Genomic DNA, 17,458 nt, shown 5'->3' on the forward strand with positions numbered 1-17,458 from the left:
CCCGCTCCCGAAGCGATCACGGTTCACTCGGTGTCTTTGGGATGTCGCGGGGAGGCGTACACGAGGATCACGGTGGAAGTCTCCGCGCTGACCAGGTAGCGCACTCGACCACCGCTGGTGACCTCGTACTCCCACTGGTCCAGGTCGGAGCCCTTCCACACTTTGGTGGCATGCCTGCCGCGCAACTGATGCTGGCGATTCCAGTTGGACCGGGTCAGGGGGTCACCTCGGAGAGCGTCCAGGCAGCGGTGCGCGCTCGGCAGGGCCACACGACATAGTTCCTCCCAGCCCGTCACCGCCTCTGTGGTCCCGAAGACGACGTTCCACCCGTTGAGGGGCGGAACGCTCACTCGGTCTCCTTTCTTCGGACTCACCCACGCACCTCGACCTGGCCGAGGTCATCACCGTCGAGCGGACGCAGCGACTCCGTGAGCTGCTCGGGGTCGGCATTGATGCGTGCCGTGGCGCGCCAGGAGACGATCGCGCGGTGCACAGCCTCTCCCGCCCCCAGTTCTGCGGCGTCCGACAGCGCTTCAAGAAGCTCGACAGTGAAAGCCCGAACCTCTTCCGCGTTCAGGTGTCGCGCCCAGGGGAACACCTCGGGCAGTGCGAGGAGGAGCGCCCTGGCACCGTCGTCCTGCTTCATCAGTGCGAGGAAGAGCCGCGAAGCGGTGGTCAGGTTCTCCTCCGCACCCTCCGCGCGTACAGCCGTGGTCAGCACCATGTCCGGCGCGTCCCGATGAGTGACCCGAAGCCGTCCCAGGGCAGCAGCTCTGGCGGCGACACCTTTGGGATTGCGGGAGAGATCGGTGAAGGAGACGGATTCCGGTTCTGCTTCCAGACGCACGGTAGACATAATCAGAGCTTACTCAGATCACGATCTGATTTCAAGGGGGACCGTCCGGCCTTCGATGCGCGCGCCTTCGCGTTCTGCAAGCGCGAGAGCGTACTGGAGGAGGCCGCGGCCCGCCTCAAGCGGCCTGCGCCCTGTGACAGGGCGCAGAAGACCAGCTGCCGGCCTGTGGGGCCGGCCCTGCCCGCCCCAGCCCCACAGGCGACCCGTGGTCACTCGGTGTCCTTCGGATGACGCGGAGAGGCGTACACGAGAATCACCGTGGAAGTCTCCGCGCTGACCAGGTACCGCACCCGGCCGCCACTGGTGACTTCGCACTCCCACTGTTCCAGGTCGGAGCCCTTCCACACCTTGCAGGCATGCCTCCCCCGCAGCTGGTGCTGACGGCTCCAGTCGGCCCGGGAGCCGCGTCACCGGCCCCCGTTGACAGCAGAAGCCCGGCCCAGGCCCGTGATCGAGGTGATCACGGCCCGGACCGGGCTCCGTACTGACGGACTACGGCCGGTTCAGGCGTCGCCGCCCGGCTCGTCGTCGCCCTTGCCGGACTCCAGGTCCTGCTCAAGTCCGAGCTGGTCGACGAGCCACTTGTCGAACTCGATCGAGGCGCGGACCCAGCTGACCGTGGACGACACGAAGTGCTCAAGGGCCACACCGGTCCCGATGAGCATCTGCGCCTCACCGATGAGCCGGACGCTGCCGTCGTCGTGGGTGTGCGTGTAGACCTTGGGCCACAGCGTGCGGCGGTTCCAGTCGTCGATCAGCTCAAGGAGCTGGGACTTCTCCTCGATGCCGTGCGGGCGGTCGTAGAACGTCCGCACGGAGAAGACCTGCTGGTCGTCCTCGCCGCGGAACATGAAGTACGTACGGAATTCCTCCCACGGCGCGGCGAGGTCACCCTCGTCGTCCACGACGTACTTCAGCTCCATCTGCTCAAGGAGCTGCTTGACCAGATCCTGGTCGGGAACGACGGGGCCCGCCGGTCCTGAATCCTGCGGATCGGGCTGGCCCCCGAAGTTCGGAATGGAGGACGGGTCGATGGTCATCTTTGAATTGCCCTTCGTACGAGTTCCGCCATCCTCTCCTATGGCGGGCGGGGCATGGCAACCCCGCCCCGCCCTGTCGGCCGGTATCCGTCCCGGGCACGGAGTCCTGCCCGGCGGCCGACGCCCCGCCGGGGCTCAGCCGGCCCGCTCGGCCGGGGTCTCCGCGCGCCCCACGATCAGCTCGTCGCCGACCCGCTCCACCCGGACCGTGTCGCCGTCGGTGACCTCGCCCGCGAGGATCTCCTTGGCGAGCCGGTCGCCGATCGCCGTCTGGATCAGCCGGCGCAGCGGCCGGGCGCCGTACGCCGGGTCGTTGCCCTCGGCGGCCAGCCAGGCCAGCGCCTCGGGGGTGACGTCCAGCTCCAGCCGCCGGTCGGCGAGGCGCTTCGCCAGGGCGTCGATCTGGAGGCCCGCGATGTGCGCCAGCTCGTCCGCCGAGAGCGCCGAGAAGACCACCAGGTCGTCGAGGCGGTTCAGGAACTCGGGCTTGAAGGAGGCCCGTACGACATCGAGGACCTGCTTCTTCTTCTCCTCGGGCTTGGTCAGCGGGTCGACCAGGTACTGGCTGCCCAGGTTCGACGTCAGGACCAGGATGGTGTTGCGGAAGTCCACCGTGCGGCCCTGGCCGTCGGTGAGGCGGCCGTCGTCGAGGACCTGGAGCAGCACGTCGAAGACCTCGGGGTGGGCCTTCTCCACCTCGTCGAGCAGCACCACGCTGTACGGGCGCCTGCGCACCGCCTCGGTGAGCTGGCCGCCCTCCTCGTACCCGACATAGCCGGGCGGGGCGCCGACCAGCCGGGCCACCGAGTGCTTCTCGCCGTACTCGCTCATGTCGATGCGGACCATGGCCCGCTCGTCGTCGAAGAGGAAGTCCGCGAGCGCCTTGGCCAGCTCGGTCTTGCCGACGCCGGTCGGGCCGAGGAAGAGGAACGAGCCGGTGGGCCGGTCGGGGTCCGCGATACCGGCCCGGGTGCGGCGTACGGCGTCGGAGACGGCCCGCACCGCCTCGGTCTGGCCGATCAGGCGCCGGCCCAGCTCGTCCTCCATGCGCAGCAGCTTCTGCGTCTCGCCCTCCAGCAGGCGGCCGGCCGGGATGCCGGTCCAGGAGCCGACCACATCGGCGATGTCGTCGGAGCCGACCTCCTCCTTGACCATGGTGTCCCTGGCCGCCTCCTGCTCGGCCTCGGTGGCCTCCTCCAGCTCCTGCTCCAGGCCGGGAATCTGCCCGTACAGCAGCTTGGACGCGGTGTCGAAGTCGCCGTCGCGCTGGGCGCGCTCGGCCTGGCCGCGGAGTTCGTCGACGCGCTCCTTCAGCTCACCGACCCGGTTGAGGCCCTCCTTCTCCTTCTCCCAGCGCGCGGTGAGCCCGCGCAGCTCCTCCTCGCGGTCGGCGAGGTCGCGGCGGAGCTTCTCCAGGCGCTGCTTGGACGCGGCGTCCGACTCGTTCTTGAGCGCCAGCTCCTCCATCCGCAGCCGGTCGACCGAGCGCTGCAGCTCGTCGATCTCGACCGGGGAGGAGTCGATCTCCATACGCAGCCGGGACGCGGCCTCGTCCACCAGGTCGATGGCCTTGTCGGGCAGGAAACGGGAGGTGATGTAGCGGTCGGAGAGCGTGGCGGCGGCGACCAGCGCCGCGTCCGCGATCTGGACCTTGTGGTGGGCCTCGTAACGGCCCTTGAGCCCGCGCAGGATCGCGATGGTGTCCTCGACGGACGGCTCGGCGACCAGCACCTGCTGGAAGCGCCGCTCCAGGGCCGCGTCCTTCTCGATGTGCTCGCGGTACTCGTCCAGGGTCGTCGCGCCGACCATACGCAGCTCACCGCGGGCCAGCATGGGCTTGAGCATGTTGCCCGCGTCCATGGCGCCCTCGCCGCCCGCGCCCGCGCCGACGACGGTGTGCAGCTCGTCGATGAAGGTGATGACCTGGCCGTCGCTCTCCTTGATCTCGGCCAGGACGGACTTCAGCCGCTCCTCGAACTCGCCGCGGTACTTGGCGCCCGCGACCATGGCGCCCAGGTCGAGCGCGATCAGCCGCTTGTTCCGGAGGCTCTCCGGCACATCGCCCTTGACGATGCGCTGGGCGAGCCCCTCGACGACGGCCGTCTTGCCGACGCCCGGCTCACCGATGAGCACCGGGTTGTTCTTGGTGCGCCGGGAGAGCACCTGGACCACCCGGCGGATCTCGTGGTCCCGCCCGATGACCGGGTCGAGCCTGCCCTCACGTGCCGCGGCCGTGAAGTCCGTACCGAACTTCTCCAGCGCCTTGTACTGACCCTCCGGGTCGGGTGTGGTCACCCGGCGTCCTCCCCTGCTCGTCTCGAACGCTTCCAGCAATTTCCTGACGCTCGCGCCCTGCTGTGTCAGCAGTTCGCCCGCCTGGCCGCCCTTCGCGGCGATCCCGATGAGCAGATGCTCCGTCGAGAGGTATTCGTCGCCCAGCTCCTTGGCCCGCTGCGAGGCGTCCGCGATGACGGCGAGCACCTCACGGTCGGGCTGCGGGGGTGCGACCGTCGACCCGGTCACCGTGGGCAGCCCGCCGAGCAGCCGCTCGGCGCCGGACCTGATGACCGCCTGGTCCGCGTCGACGGCGGCCAGCAGGTCGACGACGTTCTCGTTGTCCTGCCCCTCCAGCAGGGCGAGCAGCAGATGGGCGGCGGTCAGATCGGGATTGCCTGCGGACACGGCGCGGCTGTTCGCCGCGGTGATCGCGTCCCGGCTCTTGTTGGTCAGCTCGGCGTCCACGTGTGCGCTCTCCTCCTCGCGGGGCGGGTCCGTCCCTGTAGTGGCTCGGTACCCCCATCCAATCACCGGCCCCGGGGCACCATGCCTGGGGCAACGTGCATAAAGTTGAGTCTATTCCACTCAAGGTGCGTTGGACAGGGCCGACGCCCCAGGGTGAGCAGGATCTCGGCCGCGGCCGGGGGCGGGGCGCCGGGTAGGTTCGCGCCCATGGCCATTGACCCACGGAATCCGGATCCGCCCTATCTCAGCTTCTGGCGCGAGTTCCATCGCTGCACGTTGGCGACCCCGCGCCCGGACGGTTCGCCGCATCTGGTGCCGGTCGGTGTGACCTGGGAGCCGGAGGCCGGGATCGCCCGGGTGATCGCCAACGGGAAGTCGCGGAAGGTCGCCCATGTCCTGGCCGCGGGCCCCGAGGGCGCCCGGGTCGCGGTCTGCCAGGTGGCACCGGGGCGCTGGGCGACGCTGGAGGGGCGCGCGAAGATCCGTACGGAGCCGGAGGCCGTGGCCGACGCGGTACGGCGTTACGCGGAGCGCTACGGGCGCACCCCGTCCGAGAACCCGGACCGGGTCCTGATCGAGATCAGCGTCGAACGGGCGATGGGCCGCGCCTGACCGGCGGGAGGACCACCCTTCCCGCCGGCCCGTCCCTCTCCCGTCGAGACGCGCACAGCACAGCGGCGCCACCGTGTTCAGGTCACGGTGGCGCCGCTGTGTGGGGGAAGCACCTGAGCGATCTGTTACGACGGGGGAATCGCGTCAGGCACTGCGGGGGATAGCTGTGGTCGGCTCGGCGTCGAACAACTGGTGGTCACGCCGGTCGAGGTTGACGAACACCATGCCGTAACGGATGGCACAGCGAACAGGCTGTGGGGCGCCGCGGGGCTTGCGCAGGCAGCGGTAGGCGCGGACGTCACCGTCGTCGCCGCCGTCCTCGCGTACGACGAGGATCGGCTCACCGAACAGGGTGACCATCAACGAGTCACCACGGTGCGGAATCGCCGTGACGAGGTCGATGAAATGCCACCCGGAGCGGTAGGCGACGGCCATCTCGCGCTGGAACACTCTGTCGTCCGGTGGGACGGTCATGCGCTTGCCGAGCCGGTAGTCGCCGGTGCCACGCCCCAGCCCAGGTCGAGCGGAGCCGCAGCGTGCACACTTCCCCAGCCGAGATCCGAAGGAGCGGCGGCGGCCTGCGCACTGCCCCACCCAAGATCTGCAGCACTGACTGCGCCGAAAAGCACAGCTGCGGAGAAGACTGCCGCAAGCACCGAGCGAAGCATTTTCTTCTTCATAGTGGGCTTCGTCCTCACTTGATGTGTTCCTCTCCCCCGCGTTCCTAGACGATGGCTCATTCAGGCACGTCAACGCCACAGGGACGATGCATCATGTTCCTGCACATTCATGTTCCTGGGGGGTGGAGAATTGACCACAAGCTACGCAAACATGACACATCCTCACTCCATTACCGAACTTTGCGACGAGGGTGCGCGGCTTTACGCCAGCGCACTGAGCCTCGGCAAGATCCCGCGCAGTGAGGTGGGCCCCGCCCCGTGTCTACTGGAGTTCGCGCTGCTCCACCCCGACCCCGACGATGCGGGCTGGCTCCGCCCGGTCCCGCCGTCGGCCGCGCTCACACAGCGTCTCCACCCGATCGAACGGGAGATCCGGGACCGCAGACGCCGCTCGGTGGAACTGACAGACACTTTCGAGCCGTTCATGACCATCAGCGCGCAGAACCCGCCGCCCACCCACGCCATCACGGTGCTGGAGGGGTTCGGAAGGATCAACGCCGCTCTCGATCTGGCGACCGCCGCGTGTGAGACGGAGGTGCTGACGATCCAGCCGGGGGGCGCCCGCAGCGAGCACGAACTCACTCAGGCACTGGAGCGCGGCAGGCCCCTGCTCGACCGTGGCATCAGCATGCGCACGCTGTACCAGCACACGGTCAGGCACAGCCGCGGCACTCTCGCGTACGTGGAGCTCGTCGCCGACGGGAAGGTGGAGATCCGCACACTCGAAGAGCTCATAGAGCGCTTGATGATCTTCGACCACACCGTGGCGTTCATCCCGGCCACCGATGACCGCCAGATCGCCCTGGAACTGCGCCACCCGGGGATGGTCGAGTACCTCGTCAAGGTCTTCGAGCAGTTCTGGAGACGCGGTGTACCGCTCCAGGACCAGATCCCGTACCACCCCAACCCCGAAGGGATATCCGGTGTACGGCTGTCCATCGCGCAACTGCTCGTGGAGGGACACGTCGACGAGGCCATCGCCCGCCGGCTCGGAATGAACGTCCGCACCTGTCGTGCGCACATAGCGAAGCTCAGCTCGGCGCTCGGCAGCAACAGCAGGGCCCAACTCGGCTATCTGATCGCGCAGTCCGGCATTCTGGAGCAGGGAAGCTGAACTCTGCCTCCGCACATACGGGCCGTCCCGCAGCTCTCCGCGCCGCACCGGTACATCCACCACAGGCAACGATTCTGGTGGGCCCGCGATGACAGGAACACCCTCAACTTGCTGCTGTGCAGCTTGATGAGGGGGGTGCGACGCCTCTTCCGCCGGGCTACCGTCAAGATCCGGAGTCCGGAGAGGGGAAGCAGGTGACGGAACCCGAGCCACAGCACACACATGGTGTGGAGGAGCTGTGCGAGACGGGCAGCCGGATTTACGCGGAAGCCCTGAAGCAGCGCCGCATCGAGCGCGCGGCCGCGGACGCGGCTCCCTGCCTCATCGACCTGGGGCTCCTGCACCCGGACCCGGACGACATGGGAACCCTGCTTCCCACTCCCCCCTCACTGGCGCTCCACTCGATACTCCGCGACATCGAGACGGAGATCCACACGCGCCGTTCGCGGGAGGTGAGGATCGCCGAGGTCCTGGAACGGTTCGTGGCGGCCGACACCGCCGGTACATCCGCGGACGGCCCCGGGATCGTGGTGCTGGAGGGCTTCACCCGTATCAACACGGCGATCGACCGCGCCAACGTCGACTGCCGCACCGAGATGATGTGCATCCAGCCCGGCCCGCGCAGCGCATACGCGCTGCGCACCGCACTGCCCAGAGATCTCGCGCTGCGCGAACGCGGCGCCCATATGCGCACCCTCTACCAGCGCGCGACCCTGCACAGCCCCGGACTGCGCGACTACCTGAAGCAGATGGGCGGCTCCATCGAGATCCGCAGCCTGGACGACATCCCCGAGCGCCTGATCATCTTCGACCGCTCGGTCGCCTTCATCCCCGCGAGCGCCGACCGCACCACCGCCCTGGAGCTGCGCCACCCCGCGCTGATCGAGTACCTCGCCACCGTCTTCGAGCGGTTCTGGCGCCAGGGCATCCCCCTCAACGAACCCGCGCCGCCCGTACCCGCCGAAGCGGGCGTCTCCGAGCGCCAGTACGCCGTCGCCCGGCTGCTCAGCGAGGGGCACCCCGACGAAGCCGTCGCCAAACGGCTCGGCATCAGCGTCCGTACCTGCCGTACGCACATCGCGCACCTCTCCACCGTGCTCGGCACCACCAACCGGGTCCAACTCGGCGTCCGCATCGCCCAGTCCGGGATGCTCGACAGCCGCGCACACGCCTGAGGGCCGCCACCCCGGGCGGGGTGACGGCCCTCGGAAAGGCTGTCCGGCCTGTTCAAGTGCCCTACTCGGGCGTCCGCTTCGGCCGCGGCCGCCAGACCACCAGGGCACTGGTCTGCTGGACGTCCTGGTACGGGACCAGGTCGCGGCGGTACGAGGCATGGACCTGCGCCTCGCGCTGCTGCATGGCGACCGCCGCGCCGTCCACCGCCGCCGACAGCTCGGCGATCCTGGACTGGAGTGCGGCGACCTGGTGCTCCAGTTCGATGATGCGCTTGATGCCCGCGAGGTTGATGCCCTCGTCCTGGGACAGCTGCTGCACCGTACGGAGCAGCTGGATGTCCTGGGCCGAGTACCGCCGGCCGCGCCCGGCCGTCCGGCCCGGTGAGACCAGGCCGAGACGGTCGTACTGGCGCAGGGTCTGCGGGTGCAGGCCCGAGAGCTGAGCGGCGACCGAGATGACGTACACGGGGGTCTCGTCGGTCAGTTCGTAACCCATGGAGGGGTCACGGCGTCCTCGGCGGCCATTCATCTCAAGCTCCCTTCACGGCCTGGAAGAGCTCCGCGCGCGGGTCGTGGCCCGCGGTCGCGTCGCGGTAGGTCTCCAGCGACTCACGTGCCTTGTCGCTGAGGTCCGCCGGCACGGCGACCTCGACGGTGACCAGCAGGTCCCCGCGGGTGCCGTCCTTGCGTACGGCGCCCTTGCCCCGGGCCCGCATCGTACGGCCGTTGGGCGTACCCGCGGGCAGTTTCAGCGTGACCGGGGGGCCGCCGAGCGTCGGTACCTTGATCTCGCCGCCGAGTGCCGCCTCCGTGAAGCTGACGGGCACGGTGACGGTGAGGTTGTCGCCCCTGCGGCCGAAGACCGGGTGGGCGTCGACATGGACGATCACATAGAGGTCACCGGCCGGGCCGCCCTGCTCGCCCGGGGTGCCCTTGCCGCGCAGCCTGATTCGCTGCCCGTCGGAGACACCCGCCGGGATCCGGACCTGCATGGTCCGGGAGGACTTGGCCCGCCCGGAGCCCTTGCAGACCTCGCACGGGTTCTCGGCGATGAGTCCGCGGCCCTTGCAGTCCACGCACGGGTCGGTCAGTGAGAAACCGCCGCCGCTGCCGCGCGACACCTGGCCGGTGCCGACGCAGGTCGGGCAGACCCGCGGTGTGCCGTTCTTGTCGCCGGTGCCCGAACACGCCTTGCAGGGCGCCTGGCTGGACATCCGCAGCGGGACCGTGGCCCCGTCGACCGCCTCGGTGAAGCTGAGCGTCACCTCGGACTCGATGTCCTGGCCGCGGCGCGGCTGGGTGCGGGTGGTACCGGGACCGCCCCGGTTGAACAGCCCGCCGAACACGTCCCCCAGGCCGCCGCCGAATCCGCCCGCGCCGCCCGGCTGGCCCGCTCCTCCGCCCGGTGCACCTCCGAAGAGGTCCCCCAGGTCGAAGTTGAACGAACCGCCGCCGCCGGCTCCGGGTCCTGGCCGGTATCCGCCGTTGCCGAAGAGAGCACGCGCGTCGTCGTACTCCTTGCGCTTCTTGGGGTCGCCGAGGACATCGTTCGCCTCGGAGACCTCCTTGAACCGCTCCTCGGCCTTGGCGTCGTTCTTGTTGGCGTCCGGGTGCAGCTCGCGCGCGAGCTTCCGGTACGCCTTCTTGATCTCGGCCTCGGTGGCGTCCTTCGGGACGCCGAGAACCTTGTAGTAGTCCTTCTCGACGAAGTCCTTGGTGCTCATCCCCGACGTCCCTCCTTCCGTTCGCTCCTGATACTCAGGTCACTCCCGATACTCAGGTCACTACCGATATTCCGGTCGCTCCCGACACTCCGGGTGCTCCCGACATCCCAGGTGCTCCCGGTACTCCGGTCGCCACTGCTCCTGGCGTCAGCCCTCGTCCGGGCCACCGCTCTCCTCGTCCGGCGCCTCGTCCTTGGCCTGCGCGCCCGGCTGGGGCTCGGCCACCGCGACTCGCGCGGGGCGGATGGTGCGCTCGCCGAACCGGTACCCCGGCTGCAGGATCGCCACGCACGTGTCCTCGGTGATGTCCGGCGCGTACGAGTGCATCAGGGCCTCGTGGATCGTCGGGTCGAAGGGCTCGCCCTCCTTGCCGAACTGCTGGAGGCCCATCTTCGCGGCGACCGTCTCCAGCGATTCGGCCACCGACTTGAAGCCGCCGACCAGTTCGCCGTGCTCCCGGGCGCGGCCGATGTCGTCGAGCGTCGGGAGGAGTTCGGCGAGGAGGGTCGCGACGGCGACCTCCTTGACCTGGACCCGGTCCCGCTCCACCCGGCGGCGGTAGTTCTGGTACTCCGCCTGGAGCCGCTGGAGGTCCCCGGTGCGCTCGCTGAGCGCGGTGCGGACCTGGTCCAGCTGAGCCGTCAGCGCGATGTCCTGACCGTCCCGACCGCCCTGACCGTCCCGGCTGCTCTGTGCGTCCCCTGCCGGGGCCGCCGGCTCCGACTCCTTCGCGGAGTCGGACCCGGCGGCCTTCGGCGCGGCGTCTTCGGAGGTCGCGCCGGAGGGGACGTCGGGCTCCTCTTCAAAGCCCGGAGTCTCCTCCGTCATGCGGCGCCTCCCTGACGGCCGTCCTTCTCGTCGTCCACGATCTCGGCGTCGACCACGTCGTCAGGCGCCTCGGACGCCTGCTCGGTGCCCTCGCCGCCCGGCGCACCGCCGGCGGCAGCGGCGCCCTCGGCGTTCGCGTACATCGCCTGGCCGAGCTTCTGCGAGACCGCGGCGACCTTCTCGGTGGCCGTACGGATCTCGGCGGTGTCCTCACCCTTGAGCTTCTCCTTCAGCTCGGTGAGGGCCTCCTCGACCTCGGTCTTGACGTCGCCCGGGACCTTGTCCTCGTTGTCCTTGAGGAACTTCTCGGTCTGGTAGACGAGCTGCTCGCCCTGGTTGCGCGACTCGGCGGCCTCGCGGCGCTTGTGGTCCTCGTCCGCGTACTGCTCGGCCTCTTCGCGCATCCGGTTGACCTCGTCCTTCGGCAGCGAGGAGCCACCGGTGACGGTCATCTTCTGCTCCTTGCCGGTGCCGAGGTCCTTGGCAGCGACGTGCATGATGCCGTTGGCGTCGATGTCGAAGGCGACCTCGATCTGCGGCACACCGCGCGGGGCCGGCGGCAGACCGGTCAGCTCGAACATCCCGAGCTTCTTGTTGTACGCCGCGATCTCGCGCTCGCCCTGGTAGACCTGGATCTGCACGGACGGCTGGTTGTCCTCGGCCGTCGTGAAGATCTCGGAGCGCTTGGTCGGGATCGTGGTGTTGCGCTCGATGAGCTTGGTCATGATCCCTCCCTTGGTCTCGATACCGAGGGAGAGCGGCGTCACGTCGAGCAGCAGGACGTCCTTGACCTCGCCCTTGAGGACACCGGCCTGGAGCGAGGCGCCGATCGCGACGACCTCGTCCGGGTTCACACCCTTGTTGGCGTCCTGGCCACCGGTCAGCTCCTTGACGAGCTCGGCGACGGCCGGCATACGGGTCGAGCCACCGACGAGAACGACGTGGTCGATCTCGGAGAGCTGGATGCCCGCGTCCTTGATGACGTTGTGGAAGGGGCTCTTGCAGCGGTCCAGCAGATCGGCGGTGAGCTGCTGGAACTGCGAGCGCGTGAGCTTCTCGTCCAGGTGCAGCGGGCCCTCGGCCGACGCCGTGATGTACGGCAGGTTGATCGTGGTCTCCGTCGAGGACGACAGCTCGATCTTCGCCTTCTCCGCGGCCTCGCGGAGACGCTGGAGAGCCATCTTGTCCTTGGACAGGTCCACGCCGTGGCCGTTGGAGAACTGCTTCACCAGGTAGTCGACGACGCGCTGGTCCCAGTCGTCACCACCGAGGTGGTTGTCACCGTTGGTGGCCTTGACCTCGACCACGCCGTCGCCGATCTCCAGGAGCGACACGTCGAAGGTGCCGCCGCCGAGGTCGAAGACGAGGATGGTCTGGTCGTCCTTGTCGAGCCCGTACGCCAGGGCGGCGGCGGTCGGCTCGTTGACGATGCGCAGGACGTTCAGACCCGCGATCTCGCCGGCCTCCTTCGTCGCCTGGCGCTCGGAGTCGTTGAAGTACGCCGGGACGGTGATCACCGCGTCGGTGACCTTCTCGCCCAGGTACGACTCGGCGTCACGCTTCAGCTTCTGCAGGATGAAGGCGCTCATCTGCTGCGGGTTGAAGCTCTTGCCGTCCAGGTCGATCTTCCAGTCGGTGCCCATGTGGCGCTTGACCGACCGGATGGTCCTGTCGACGTTCGTGACTGCCTGGCGCTTGGCGACCTCGCCGACGAGCACCTCGCCGTTCTTGGCGAAGGCGACGACGGACGGCGTGGTCCTGGCGCCTTCGGCGTTGGTGATGACGGTGGGCTCGCCGCCTTCGAGAACGCTGACGACGGAGTTAGTCGTGCCCAGGTCGATGCCGACCGCACGTGCCATGGTGAATCCTCCAGCTGACTTGAGTGGAACTGGCTCAAGAGTGCACGACAGATCCTGCGGAGTCAACCGACCTGAGTCGGGTCCACTCAACTTTTATCCCGGCCTTATGCGCAACACGGAAGAAGCCCAGGTGGGAGTGGGTGCGGCCGGATGGGCTCGGACGCTGCCCGATCGGCACGGCCGGAGCCTGGGCGCGGCGCCGGACGCGTTACGCCGCAAATGCCCCGAATGAGCCTATCGCCCGACCCGGTCCGCTGCCCGGCGGGTGTCCGCCGCTGAGCCCGCCGGCCCGCACCCGCCCCCGGCGACTTTGATCGTCATCCGTTACCGCCGGTGCGCTGCGGCGTTGAACGACACGTCAGACCGTGAATCCTGCGGCTGACCCCGATTGTTCACCGTTCCCGTTCCACTGTTCCAAGGAGAACGCAATGTCGCGTATCGCGAAGGCCGCCGCCGTACTCGCGGGCACCGGCGCCGTCCTGGCCGGCTCCGCCGGTCTGGCCGCCGCCGACGCCGGAGCCCAGGGTGCCGCTGTCGGCTCCCCGGGTGTCATCTCCGGCAACCAGGTCCAGATCCCGGTCCACATCCCGGTGAACCTCTGCGGCAACACCGTCAACGTCATCGGTCTGCTCAACCCGGCGTTCGGCAACACCTGCGTCAACGCCAGCCAGCACGACCACGGCCACGGTGGCTACGGCGACGACGGCTACGGCAACTGAGAGACCGGCTCACCGGTCCGGCCGAGCTGAGACGACGGGAGGCAGCACCTCCCTCCACCTGTGGCCACCCCCTCCGCGGGGGTGGCCACAGGTGTGTCCGGGGGCGGGAGCCGCATCGGGCGTCACCGGACGCCGCCTCAGGCCGTGCCCGGGGGAAGCTTCGGGCCCACGGAGCCGCCTCGGGCGTACGCGGGGCCGCCTCGGGCGTACCGGTGGAGTCCTCAGGCGTACCGGTAGAGGGACGCGTGGCTCAGCATCGACGAGGGCTTCACGCCCCACGGCTCCATCGGCTCGTCCAGGCTGAAGACCCGGCCGCTCTGCGGATCGCCCGGGGAGAGCTTCCGCGCGGGGAGGAATCCCGCGTGCGGATGCGCCTTCTGCCAGCGGTCCCACACCAGATCGCAGAAGGAGTGGTGCAGCCAGAAGACCGGGTCGTTGGGCGAGGTCGCGGTGTTCATCGCCCCGCCCACCCAGCGGTGCACCAGGTTGTGGTTGCGCCAGGCCGGCCCGTTCCCGACCGACCAGCCCTCGAAGGTGTTGCGGAAGCCGTGCGGCACGGTGGAGTCCCAGGGGGCCGCGTCGTACAGCGGTTCGTTCATCGCGCGGGCCAGATCGGCCCTGCTCGGCAGCGGCACCGGGCGGGCGTGGCGGCCGAAGTCGCGCGTCAGGAACCGGTTCTCGGTCACCCCGACCGTGATGTCCCAGTTCCCCTCGCGGTAGGCGAAGGGCCCGGTCATCACCTGCTGGTCGGACCGCCGGCCGTCGCCGCCGAGGAAGTCGTCCCCCCAGAGCCCGGCGGCCGGGGACTGGTCGGCCGTCCAGTCCCAGTACGGCACGGTGACACTGGGGTCCACCGCCTGGAGAGCGCGCTCGAATTCCAGCACGAAACGGCGGTGCCAGGGGAAGAAGGTGGGTGCCATATGTGCCACCCGCTTCCCCTGCGAGCCGTCCGGCACGTAGTACTCGCCGTGTGTCCGGACGAAGTCGTCGTACTGGCCGGATCGCTTGACCTCCAGTACGGCGGAGACGAACCGCCGCTTCTCCGCCGCGGTGAGGTTCTTCTGGTTCTTGCGCGTGTACACGAGTCGGGAACCTCCCCGGTCAGAGCTGGTGCATGGAGGTCAACGACAGCTGGGCCGAACCGAGTTCGTCGACCGCGCCGCGCGCGACCGCCAGGGGCGTCGGGTACGACTCGTAGTGGTCGACCATGCTGAGGTAGCTGCCGTCGGCCCGCCGCATGAGGTGCAGCGGCCTGCCGTCGACGGTCACTTCGGTGGAGTCGCCCACCGTCCTGCCCCGGATGCGGCGGCCCCGGTACACCTCGTCGAACACGTCCCGCAGCTCCTGCGGCGGCCCCGGCGACAGGACCCCCTTGCCGTCGTCGCCCTCGCGGCCGGTGGCGCCGGCCCGCACGATCGGGGAGAGCGCCCCGGCCGTGCCGCCCACCGCCCCCACCGCGAACAGGGCGCGCAGCGCGCCGCGCCGGGTCACCGGCACGGGCGAATCCACCGGTTCCGGGCGGCCCGCCCGCTCCGGGTGTCCTGTCCGGCGCAACCGTTCCCGCCGCTCCCTCCCGGCCATGCCGCGCGTGGACGCTCCCATTCCTGACTCCTTCCGGTTCAGCCCGCTGGCGAGCGCGGCCCGACGCGCGTGATGCACGCCGGGCCGCGGCTCGTCGGTGACAACGACGGCACGAGGAAACAGTTCTTCAGACAAGTCACCTCAACGGCGCGCCGACCAGCGGCTCCGGCTCACCCGACTGCGGCCGGCCCGGCGGCCGTTCGGCCGTACGGGGGGAATGTCCTGCGCCGGAGCGGGAACTTGTCCGCCCGGCCCGGCGGGGGCAGGGCCGTTACGCCGCGGATGCGCCACGATGACCGCCGGACCAGGGCTGTGCGGCCCGGGGGAAGGACACCGTGGCGATGAGGCTCCCGGCACAGCCCGCCGTGCGGCGACCGGCGCACCCGGCCCGCCCGGCGGGGGCGGATCTCGCGGACCCGTCGTTCTGGCAACTGCCCCCGGACGTGAGGCTGGCGGCCTTCGCCGCGCTCAGGAAGGTCGACCACCCCGTCTGGTTCACCGAGCGTCCGGCCACCCGGCGCAGGCCCGAGCAGGGGTTCTACGCACTGGTCCGGCACGCCGACGTCGTACGGGCCAGCCGGCTGCCGGAGGTGTTCGCCAGCGCCCCCGGTGTCACCACACCGGAGCCCGCCCGCTGGGTCAGGTTCCTGTTCGGCGATTCCATGGTCAACCTGGACGCCCCGCACCACACCCGGCTCCGCCGGGTGGTCTCCCGGGCCTTCACACCGAGGCTGCTCGCCGCGGCCGACGAGGACATCCGCCGGGTCGCCGAGCGGGTCGTGGACGACATGATCGCGCGGCGCCCCGACGATTTCGTGGCGTCGGTGTCCTCGCGGATGCCGTTCGAGGTCATCTGCAACCTCATGGGCATCCCGGAGCGCTACCGCGCCGACATCGCGGGCCGTATCGACCACGCGTCCGAGAACGCGGGCGTGAAGCGCGGCATCGGCGCCCGGCTGCGCGACCCCGGGCGCGGACTGCGGGCGCTGGCCCGGATGCATCTGATGATGGCGGCGCTGGGCCGTGAGCGGCGCCGGCACCCCACCGACGACCTGATCTCCGCGCTGGTGCGCGCCGATGTGGACGGGCGGGGGCTAGGCGCCCGCAGCCTCGGCTCCTTCTTCTCGCTGCTGATGGTGGCCGGTGTGGAGACCACCCGGAACGCGATCACCCACGCGCTGACGCTGCTGACCGACAACCCGGAGCAGCGGGCGCTGCTCGCATCGGACTTCGAGCGGTACGCGGACGGGGCGGTGGACGAGGTCGTACGGCACTCGACGCCGATCATCCAGTTCCGCAGGACGGTACGGAGCGAGTACGAGCTGGGCGGACACCTCTTCCGGCCCGGCGACAAGGTGGTGCTCTACTACGCGTCGGCCAACCGCGACGAGGCGGTATTCGCCGATCCGGACGCCTTCGACATCACCCGCGCCCCCAACCCGCACCTGGGGTACGGGGGCGGCGGCCCGCACTTCTGCCTGGGCTCGCACCTGGCCCGGCAGGAGATCAAGGCGCTCTTCCGGGAGCTGCTGAGCCGCCCGCTGGCGCTCCGCGCGGTGGGCCTGCCGGATCTGGCGGGCTCGAACTTCGACAACAGGGTGCGGGCACTGCGGTTCACCTTCGAACCGCCCGCGCCGAAGAGCGGCGTATGACGGCGGGGCGGGGCCGGGGGCGCGTACCCCCGGTCCCGCCCCGCGCCCCGCGGCCCGGGGCTACTTCCGCAGCTGGGTGACCGGCAGCATGCAGTGCGCGGTCGTGGCGAGCATGGCCTCGTCGCCGACGAAGGCGCCGAGGATCTCCTCCGACACGGGCCGGCCCGGCACCGCCTGCGGCCATGGCTTGCTCGCGAACATGAAGTGCACCTCGCGGCGGTCGGCCACGGCCTTCAGCCACTCCGGCGGGACCGGGCACTGGGCACTCAGATACGGCATGTTGACGGCGGCCTGGCCGCCCTCGACGAGCAGCCTGACCGGGAAACCCGGCCGGGAGCCGTCGGCGACGGAGGTGCCCAGCGGGATACCGAGTTCGTGGAAGAGCAGGCGTACCGCGGCCTCGCCGGCCTCGGCGCCGTCCTTGCCGTCACCGAGTGAGTAGGCCAGCAGATAGGGCGTGTTGTTCGTTTCGGGGTCGCCGGACCAGGCGAGTACGGAGAGGGTGCCCAATTGGTCACGCTGGACACTGCTTGTGTCGGTATGCGATGCGGTCATGGCTCGGCACCCTAGCGGCGGCCCGGGGCACCCAGGGCGGTCGTTCACCCGGAAGACTGAACCGACCGCCGCGGACCGCTCGCGAAACGATCACGAACCGAACGCAAACCGGCCTCGTACCATCCGCAAATGACCGGTAGGGCGCCGGCCGCCGGTGCGGACCGCCCAAGACCAGGCGGGCCCTGGGCAGTCCGCGGGGGAAACGTTCTTTCCCATGCGACGCCTTGACCAACGACCTCCCGTTGCATTCGTTACTGCCCCGGCCCTCCCCGTACGGCCCCGCCTCTCCCCGTCGCCCGGCACGGCCCGGCCCCGGTTCGG

17 protein-coding genes are annotated in these 17,458 nt (G+C 69.8%); 5 read left to right on the plus strand and 12 right to left on the minus strand.

Going from position 1 to position 17,458, the window contains the following annotated elements:
• Positions 1-23: 23 nt before the first annotated feature.
• The 4 genes from ACWGKJ_RS10225 to clpB form a co-directional block, all read right to left on the minus strand.
• Positions 24-350 (minus strand): hypothetical protein, encoded by a 327-nt coding sequence (locus ACWGKJ_RS10225; protein ID WP_225022969.1) that lies wholly within the window; start codon positions 348-350, stop codon positions 24-26.
• A 20-nt stretch (positions 351-370) separates the two neighbouring features.
• Entirely contained in the window at positions 371-856 is a 486-nt protein-coding gene (locus tag ACWGKJ_RS10230; protein ID WP_311311591.1) for a prevent-host-death family protein, read from the minus strand.
• Positions 857-1,359: 503 nt separating this feature from the next.
• Positions 1,360-1,896, minus strand: coding sequence for a YbjN domain-containing protein (locus ACWGKJ_RS10235; RefSeq protein WP_385022582.1), 537 nt, complete (start codon positions 1,894-1,896; stop codon positions 1,360-1,362).
• A gap of 135 nt (positions 1,897-2,031) precedes the next feature.
• On the minus strand, positions 2,032-4,638 hold the full coding sequence (gene clpB / locus ACWGKJ_RS10240; RefSeq protein ID WP_385022579.1) for an ATP-dependent chaperone ClpB: 2,607 nt from the start codon (positions 4,636-4,638) through the stop codon (positions 2,032-2,034).
• Positions 4,639-4,845: 207 nt separating this feature from the next.
• On the opposite strand from clpB, the gene ACWGKJ_RS10245 reads away from it, so the two are divergent.
• The gene (locus ACWGKJ_RS10245) at positions 4,846-5,250 is read left to right on the plus strand and encodes a pyridoxamine 5'-phosphate oxidase family protein (RefSeq protein ID WP_385022576.1); all 405 of its coding nucleotides are present in this window, start codon (positions 4,846-4,848) and stop codon (positions 5,248-5,250) included.
• Between the two features lie 144 nt (positions 5,251-5,394).
• Here the strand turns inward: ACWGKJ_RS10245 and ACWGKJ_RS10250 are convergent, their stop codons facing one another.
• The gene (locus ACWGKJ_RS10250; RefSeq protein ID WP_385022573.1) at positions 5,395-5,724 is read right to left on the minus strand and encodes a (2Fe-2S)-binding protein; all 330 of its coding nucleotides are present in this window, start codon (positions 5,722-5,724) and stop codon (positions 5,395-5,397) included.
• Positions 5,725-6,081: 357 nt separating this feature from the next.
• Here ACWGKJ_RS10250 and ACWGKJ_RS10255 point away from each other — a divergent pair, with 357 nt between their 5' ends.
• Positions 6,082-7,044 (plus strand): helix-turn-helix transcriptional regulator, encoded by a 963-nt coding sequence (locus ACWGKJ_RS10255; protein WP_385022570.1) that lies wholly within the window; start codon positions 6,082-6,084, stop codon positions 7,042-7,044.
• 194 nt (positions 7,045-7,238) lie between these two features.
• Positions 7,239-8,219: a LuxR C-terminal-related transcriptional regulator gene (locus ACWGKJ_RS10260; RefSeq protein WP_453315704.1), complete on the plus strand. Its 981-nt coding sequence runs from the start codon at positions 7,239-7,241 to the stop codon at positions 8,217-8,219.
• A gap of 61 nt (positions 8,220-8,280) precedes the next feature.
• Here ACWGKJ_RS10260 and ACWGKJ_RS10265 read toward each other — a convergent pair whose 3' ends face one another.
• From ACWGKJ_RS10265 to dnaK, 4 genes are all read right to left on the minus strand, one after another.
• Positions 8,281-8,748, minus strand: a complete 468-nt coding sequence (locus ACWGKJ_RS10265) for a heat shock protein transcriptional repressor HspR (RefSeq protein WP_385031881.1) — start codon at positions 8,746-8,748, stop codon at positions 8,281-8,283.
• A gap of 1 nt (position 8,749) precedes the next feature.
• Entirely contained in the window at positions 8,750-9,943 is a 1,194-nt protein-coding gene (gene dnaJ, locus ACWGKJ_RS10270) for a molecular chaperone DnaJ (RefSeq protein WP_385031878.1), read from the minus strand.
• A gap of 147 nt (positions 9,944-10,090) precedes the next feature.
• On the minus strand, positions 10,091-10,771 hold the full coding sequence (gene grpE, locus ACWGKJ_RS10275) for a nucleotide exchange factor GrpE (protein WP_385031875.1): 681 nt from the start codon (positions 10,769-10,771) through the stop codon (positions 10,091-10,093).
• Complete coding sequence (dnaK, locus tag ACWGKJ_RS10280) at positions 10,768-12,630, minus strand: molecular chaperone DnaK (protein WP_385031872.1); 1,863 nt, start codon at positions 12,628-12,630, stop codon at positions 10,768-10,770. Before dnaK ends, grpE begins: the two co-directional genes overlap by 4 nt.
• 428 nt (positions 12,631-13,058) lie before the next feature.
• Here dnaK and ACWGKJ_RS10285 point away from each other — a divergent pair, with 428 nt between their 5' ends.
• A complete protein-coding gene (locus tag ACWGKJ_RS10285; protein ID WP_385031869.1) occupies positions 13,059-13,349 on the plus strand; it encodes a chaplin in 291 nt (96 codons plus the stop codon).
• A 221-nt stretch (positions 13,350-13,570) separates the two neighbouring features.
• Here the strand turns inward: ACWGKJ_RS10285 and ACWGKJ_RS10290 are convergent, their stop codons facing one another.
• Together ACWGKJ_RS10290 and ACWGKJ_RS10295 are read right to left on the minus strand one after the other, a co-directional pair.
• Positions 13,571-14,431, minus strand: coding sequence for a tyrosinase family protein (locus tag ACWGKJ_RS10290; protein ID WP_385031866.1), 861 nt, complete (start codon positions 14,429-14,431; stop codon positions 13,571-13,573).
• A gap of 19 nt (positions 14,432-14,450) precedes the next feature.
• On the minus strand, positions 14,451-14,951 hold the full coding sequence (locus tag ACWGKJ_RS10295; protein WP_385031863.1) for a tyrosinase family oxidase copper chaperone: 501 nt from the start codon (positions 14,949-14,951) through the stop codon (positions 14,451-14,453).
• A 320-nt stretch (positions 14,952-15,271) separates the two neighbouring features.
• Here ACWGKJ_RS10295 and ACWGKJ_RS10300 point away from each other — a divergent pair, with 320 nt between their 5' ends.
• Positions 15,272-16,582 carry a cytochrome P450 gene (locus ACWGKJ_RS10300; RefSeq protein ID WP_385031860.1) on the plus strand — a complete coding sequence of 437 codons (1,311 nt, stop codon included), beginning with the start codon at positions 15,272-15,274 and terminating at the stop codon, positions 16,580-16,582.
• 60 nt (positions 16,583-16,642) lie between these two features.
• Here ACWGKJ_RS10300 and ACWGKJ_RS10305 read toward each other — a convergent pair whose 3' ends face one another.
• Positions 16,643-17,137, minus strand: a complete 495-nt coding sequence (locus tag ACWGKJ_RS10305; RefSeq protein ID WP_385031857.1) for a DUF5949 family protein — start codon at positions 17,135-17,137, stop codon at positions 16,643-16,645.
• Positions 17,138-17,458 lie beyond the last annotated feature (321 nt).

It is taken from the genome of Streptomyces sp. NPDC054757 (assembly GCF_053612185.1).

Excerpts from the sequence above, each read along its gene's own strand:
- ACWGKJ_RS10230 (WP_311311591.1), bottom strand. The coding sequence starts at position 856 with ATGTCTACCGTGCGTCTGGAAGCAGAACCGGAATCCGTCTCCTTCACC.
- ACWGKJ_RS10235 (WP_385022582.1), bottom strand. The coding sequence starts at position 1,896 with ATGACCATCGACCCGTCCTCCATTCCGAACTTCGGGGGCCAGCCCGAT.
- ACWGKJ_RS10245 (WP_385022576.1), top strand. The coding sequence starts at position 4,846 with ATGGCCATTGACCCACGGAATCCGGATCCGCCCTATCTCAGCTTCTGG.
- ACWGKJ_RS10250 (WP_385022573.1), bottom strand. The coding sequence starts at position 5,724 with ATGACCGTCCCACCGGACGACAGAGTGTTCCAGCGCGAGATGGCCGTC.
- ACWGKJ_RS10255 (WP_385022570.1), top strand. The coding sequence starts at position 6,082 with ATGACACATCCTCACTCCATTACCGAACTTTGCGACGAGGGTGCGCGG.
- ACWGKJ_RS10265 (WP_385031881.1), bottom strand. The coding sequence starts at position 8,748 with ATGAATGGCCGCCGAGGACGCCGTGACCCCTCCATGGGTTACGAACTG.
- dnaJ (WP_385031878.1), bottom strand. The coding sequence starts at position 9,943 with ATGAGCACCAAGGACTTCGTCGAGAAGGACTACTACAAGGTTCTCGGC.
- grpE (WP_385031875.1), bottom strand. The coding sequence starts at position 10,771 with ATGACGGAGGAGACTCCGGGCTTTGAAGAGGAGCCCGACGTCCCCTCC.
- dnaK (WP_385031872.1), bottom strand. The coding sequence starts at position 12,630 with ATGGCACGTGCGGTCGGCATCGACCTGGGCACGACTAACTCCGTCGTC.
- ACWGKJ_RS10285 (WP_385031869.1), top strand. The coding sequence starts at position 13,059 with ATGTCGCGTATCGCGAAGGCCGCCGCCGTACTCGCGGGCACCGGCGCC.
- ACWGKJ_RS10295 (WP_385031863.1), bottom strand. The coding sequence starts at position 14,951 with ATGGGAGCGTCCACGCGCGGCATGGCCGGGAGGGAGCGGCGGGAACGG.
- ACWGKJ_RS10300 (WP_385031860.1), top strand. The coding sequence starts at position 15,272 with ATGAGGCTCCCGGCACAGCCCGCCGTGCGGCGACCGGCGCACCCGGCC.
- ACWGKJ_RS10305 (WP_385031857.1), bottom strand. The coding sequence starts at position 17,137 with ATGACCGCATCGCATACCGACACAAGCAGTGTCCAGCGTGACCAATTG.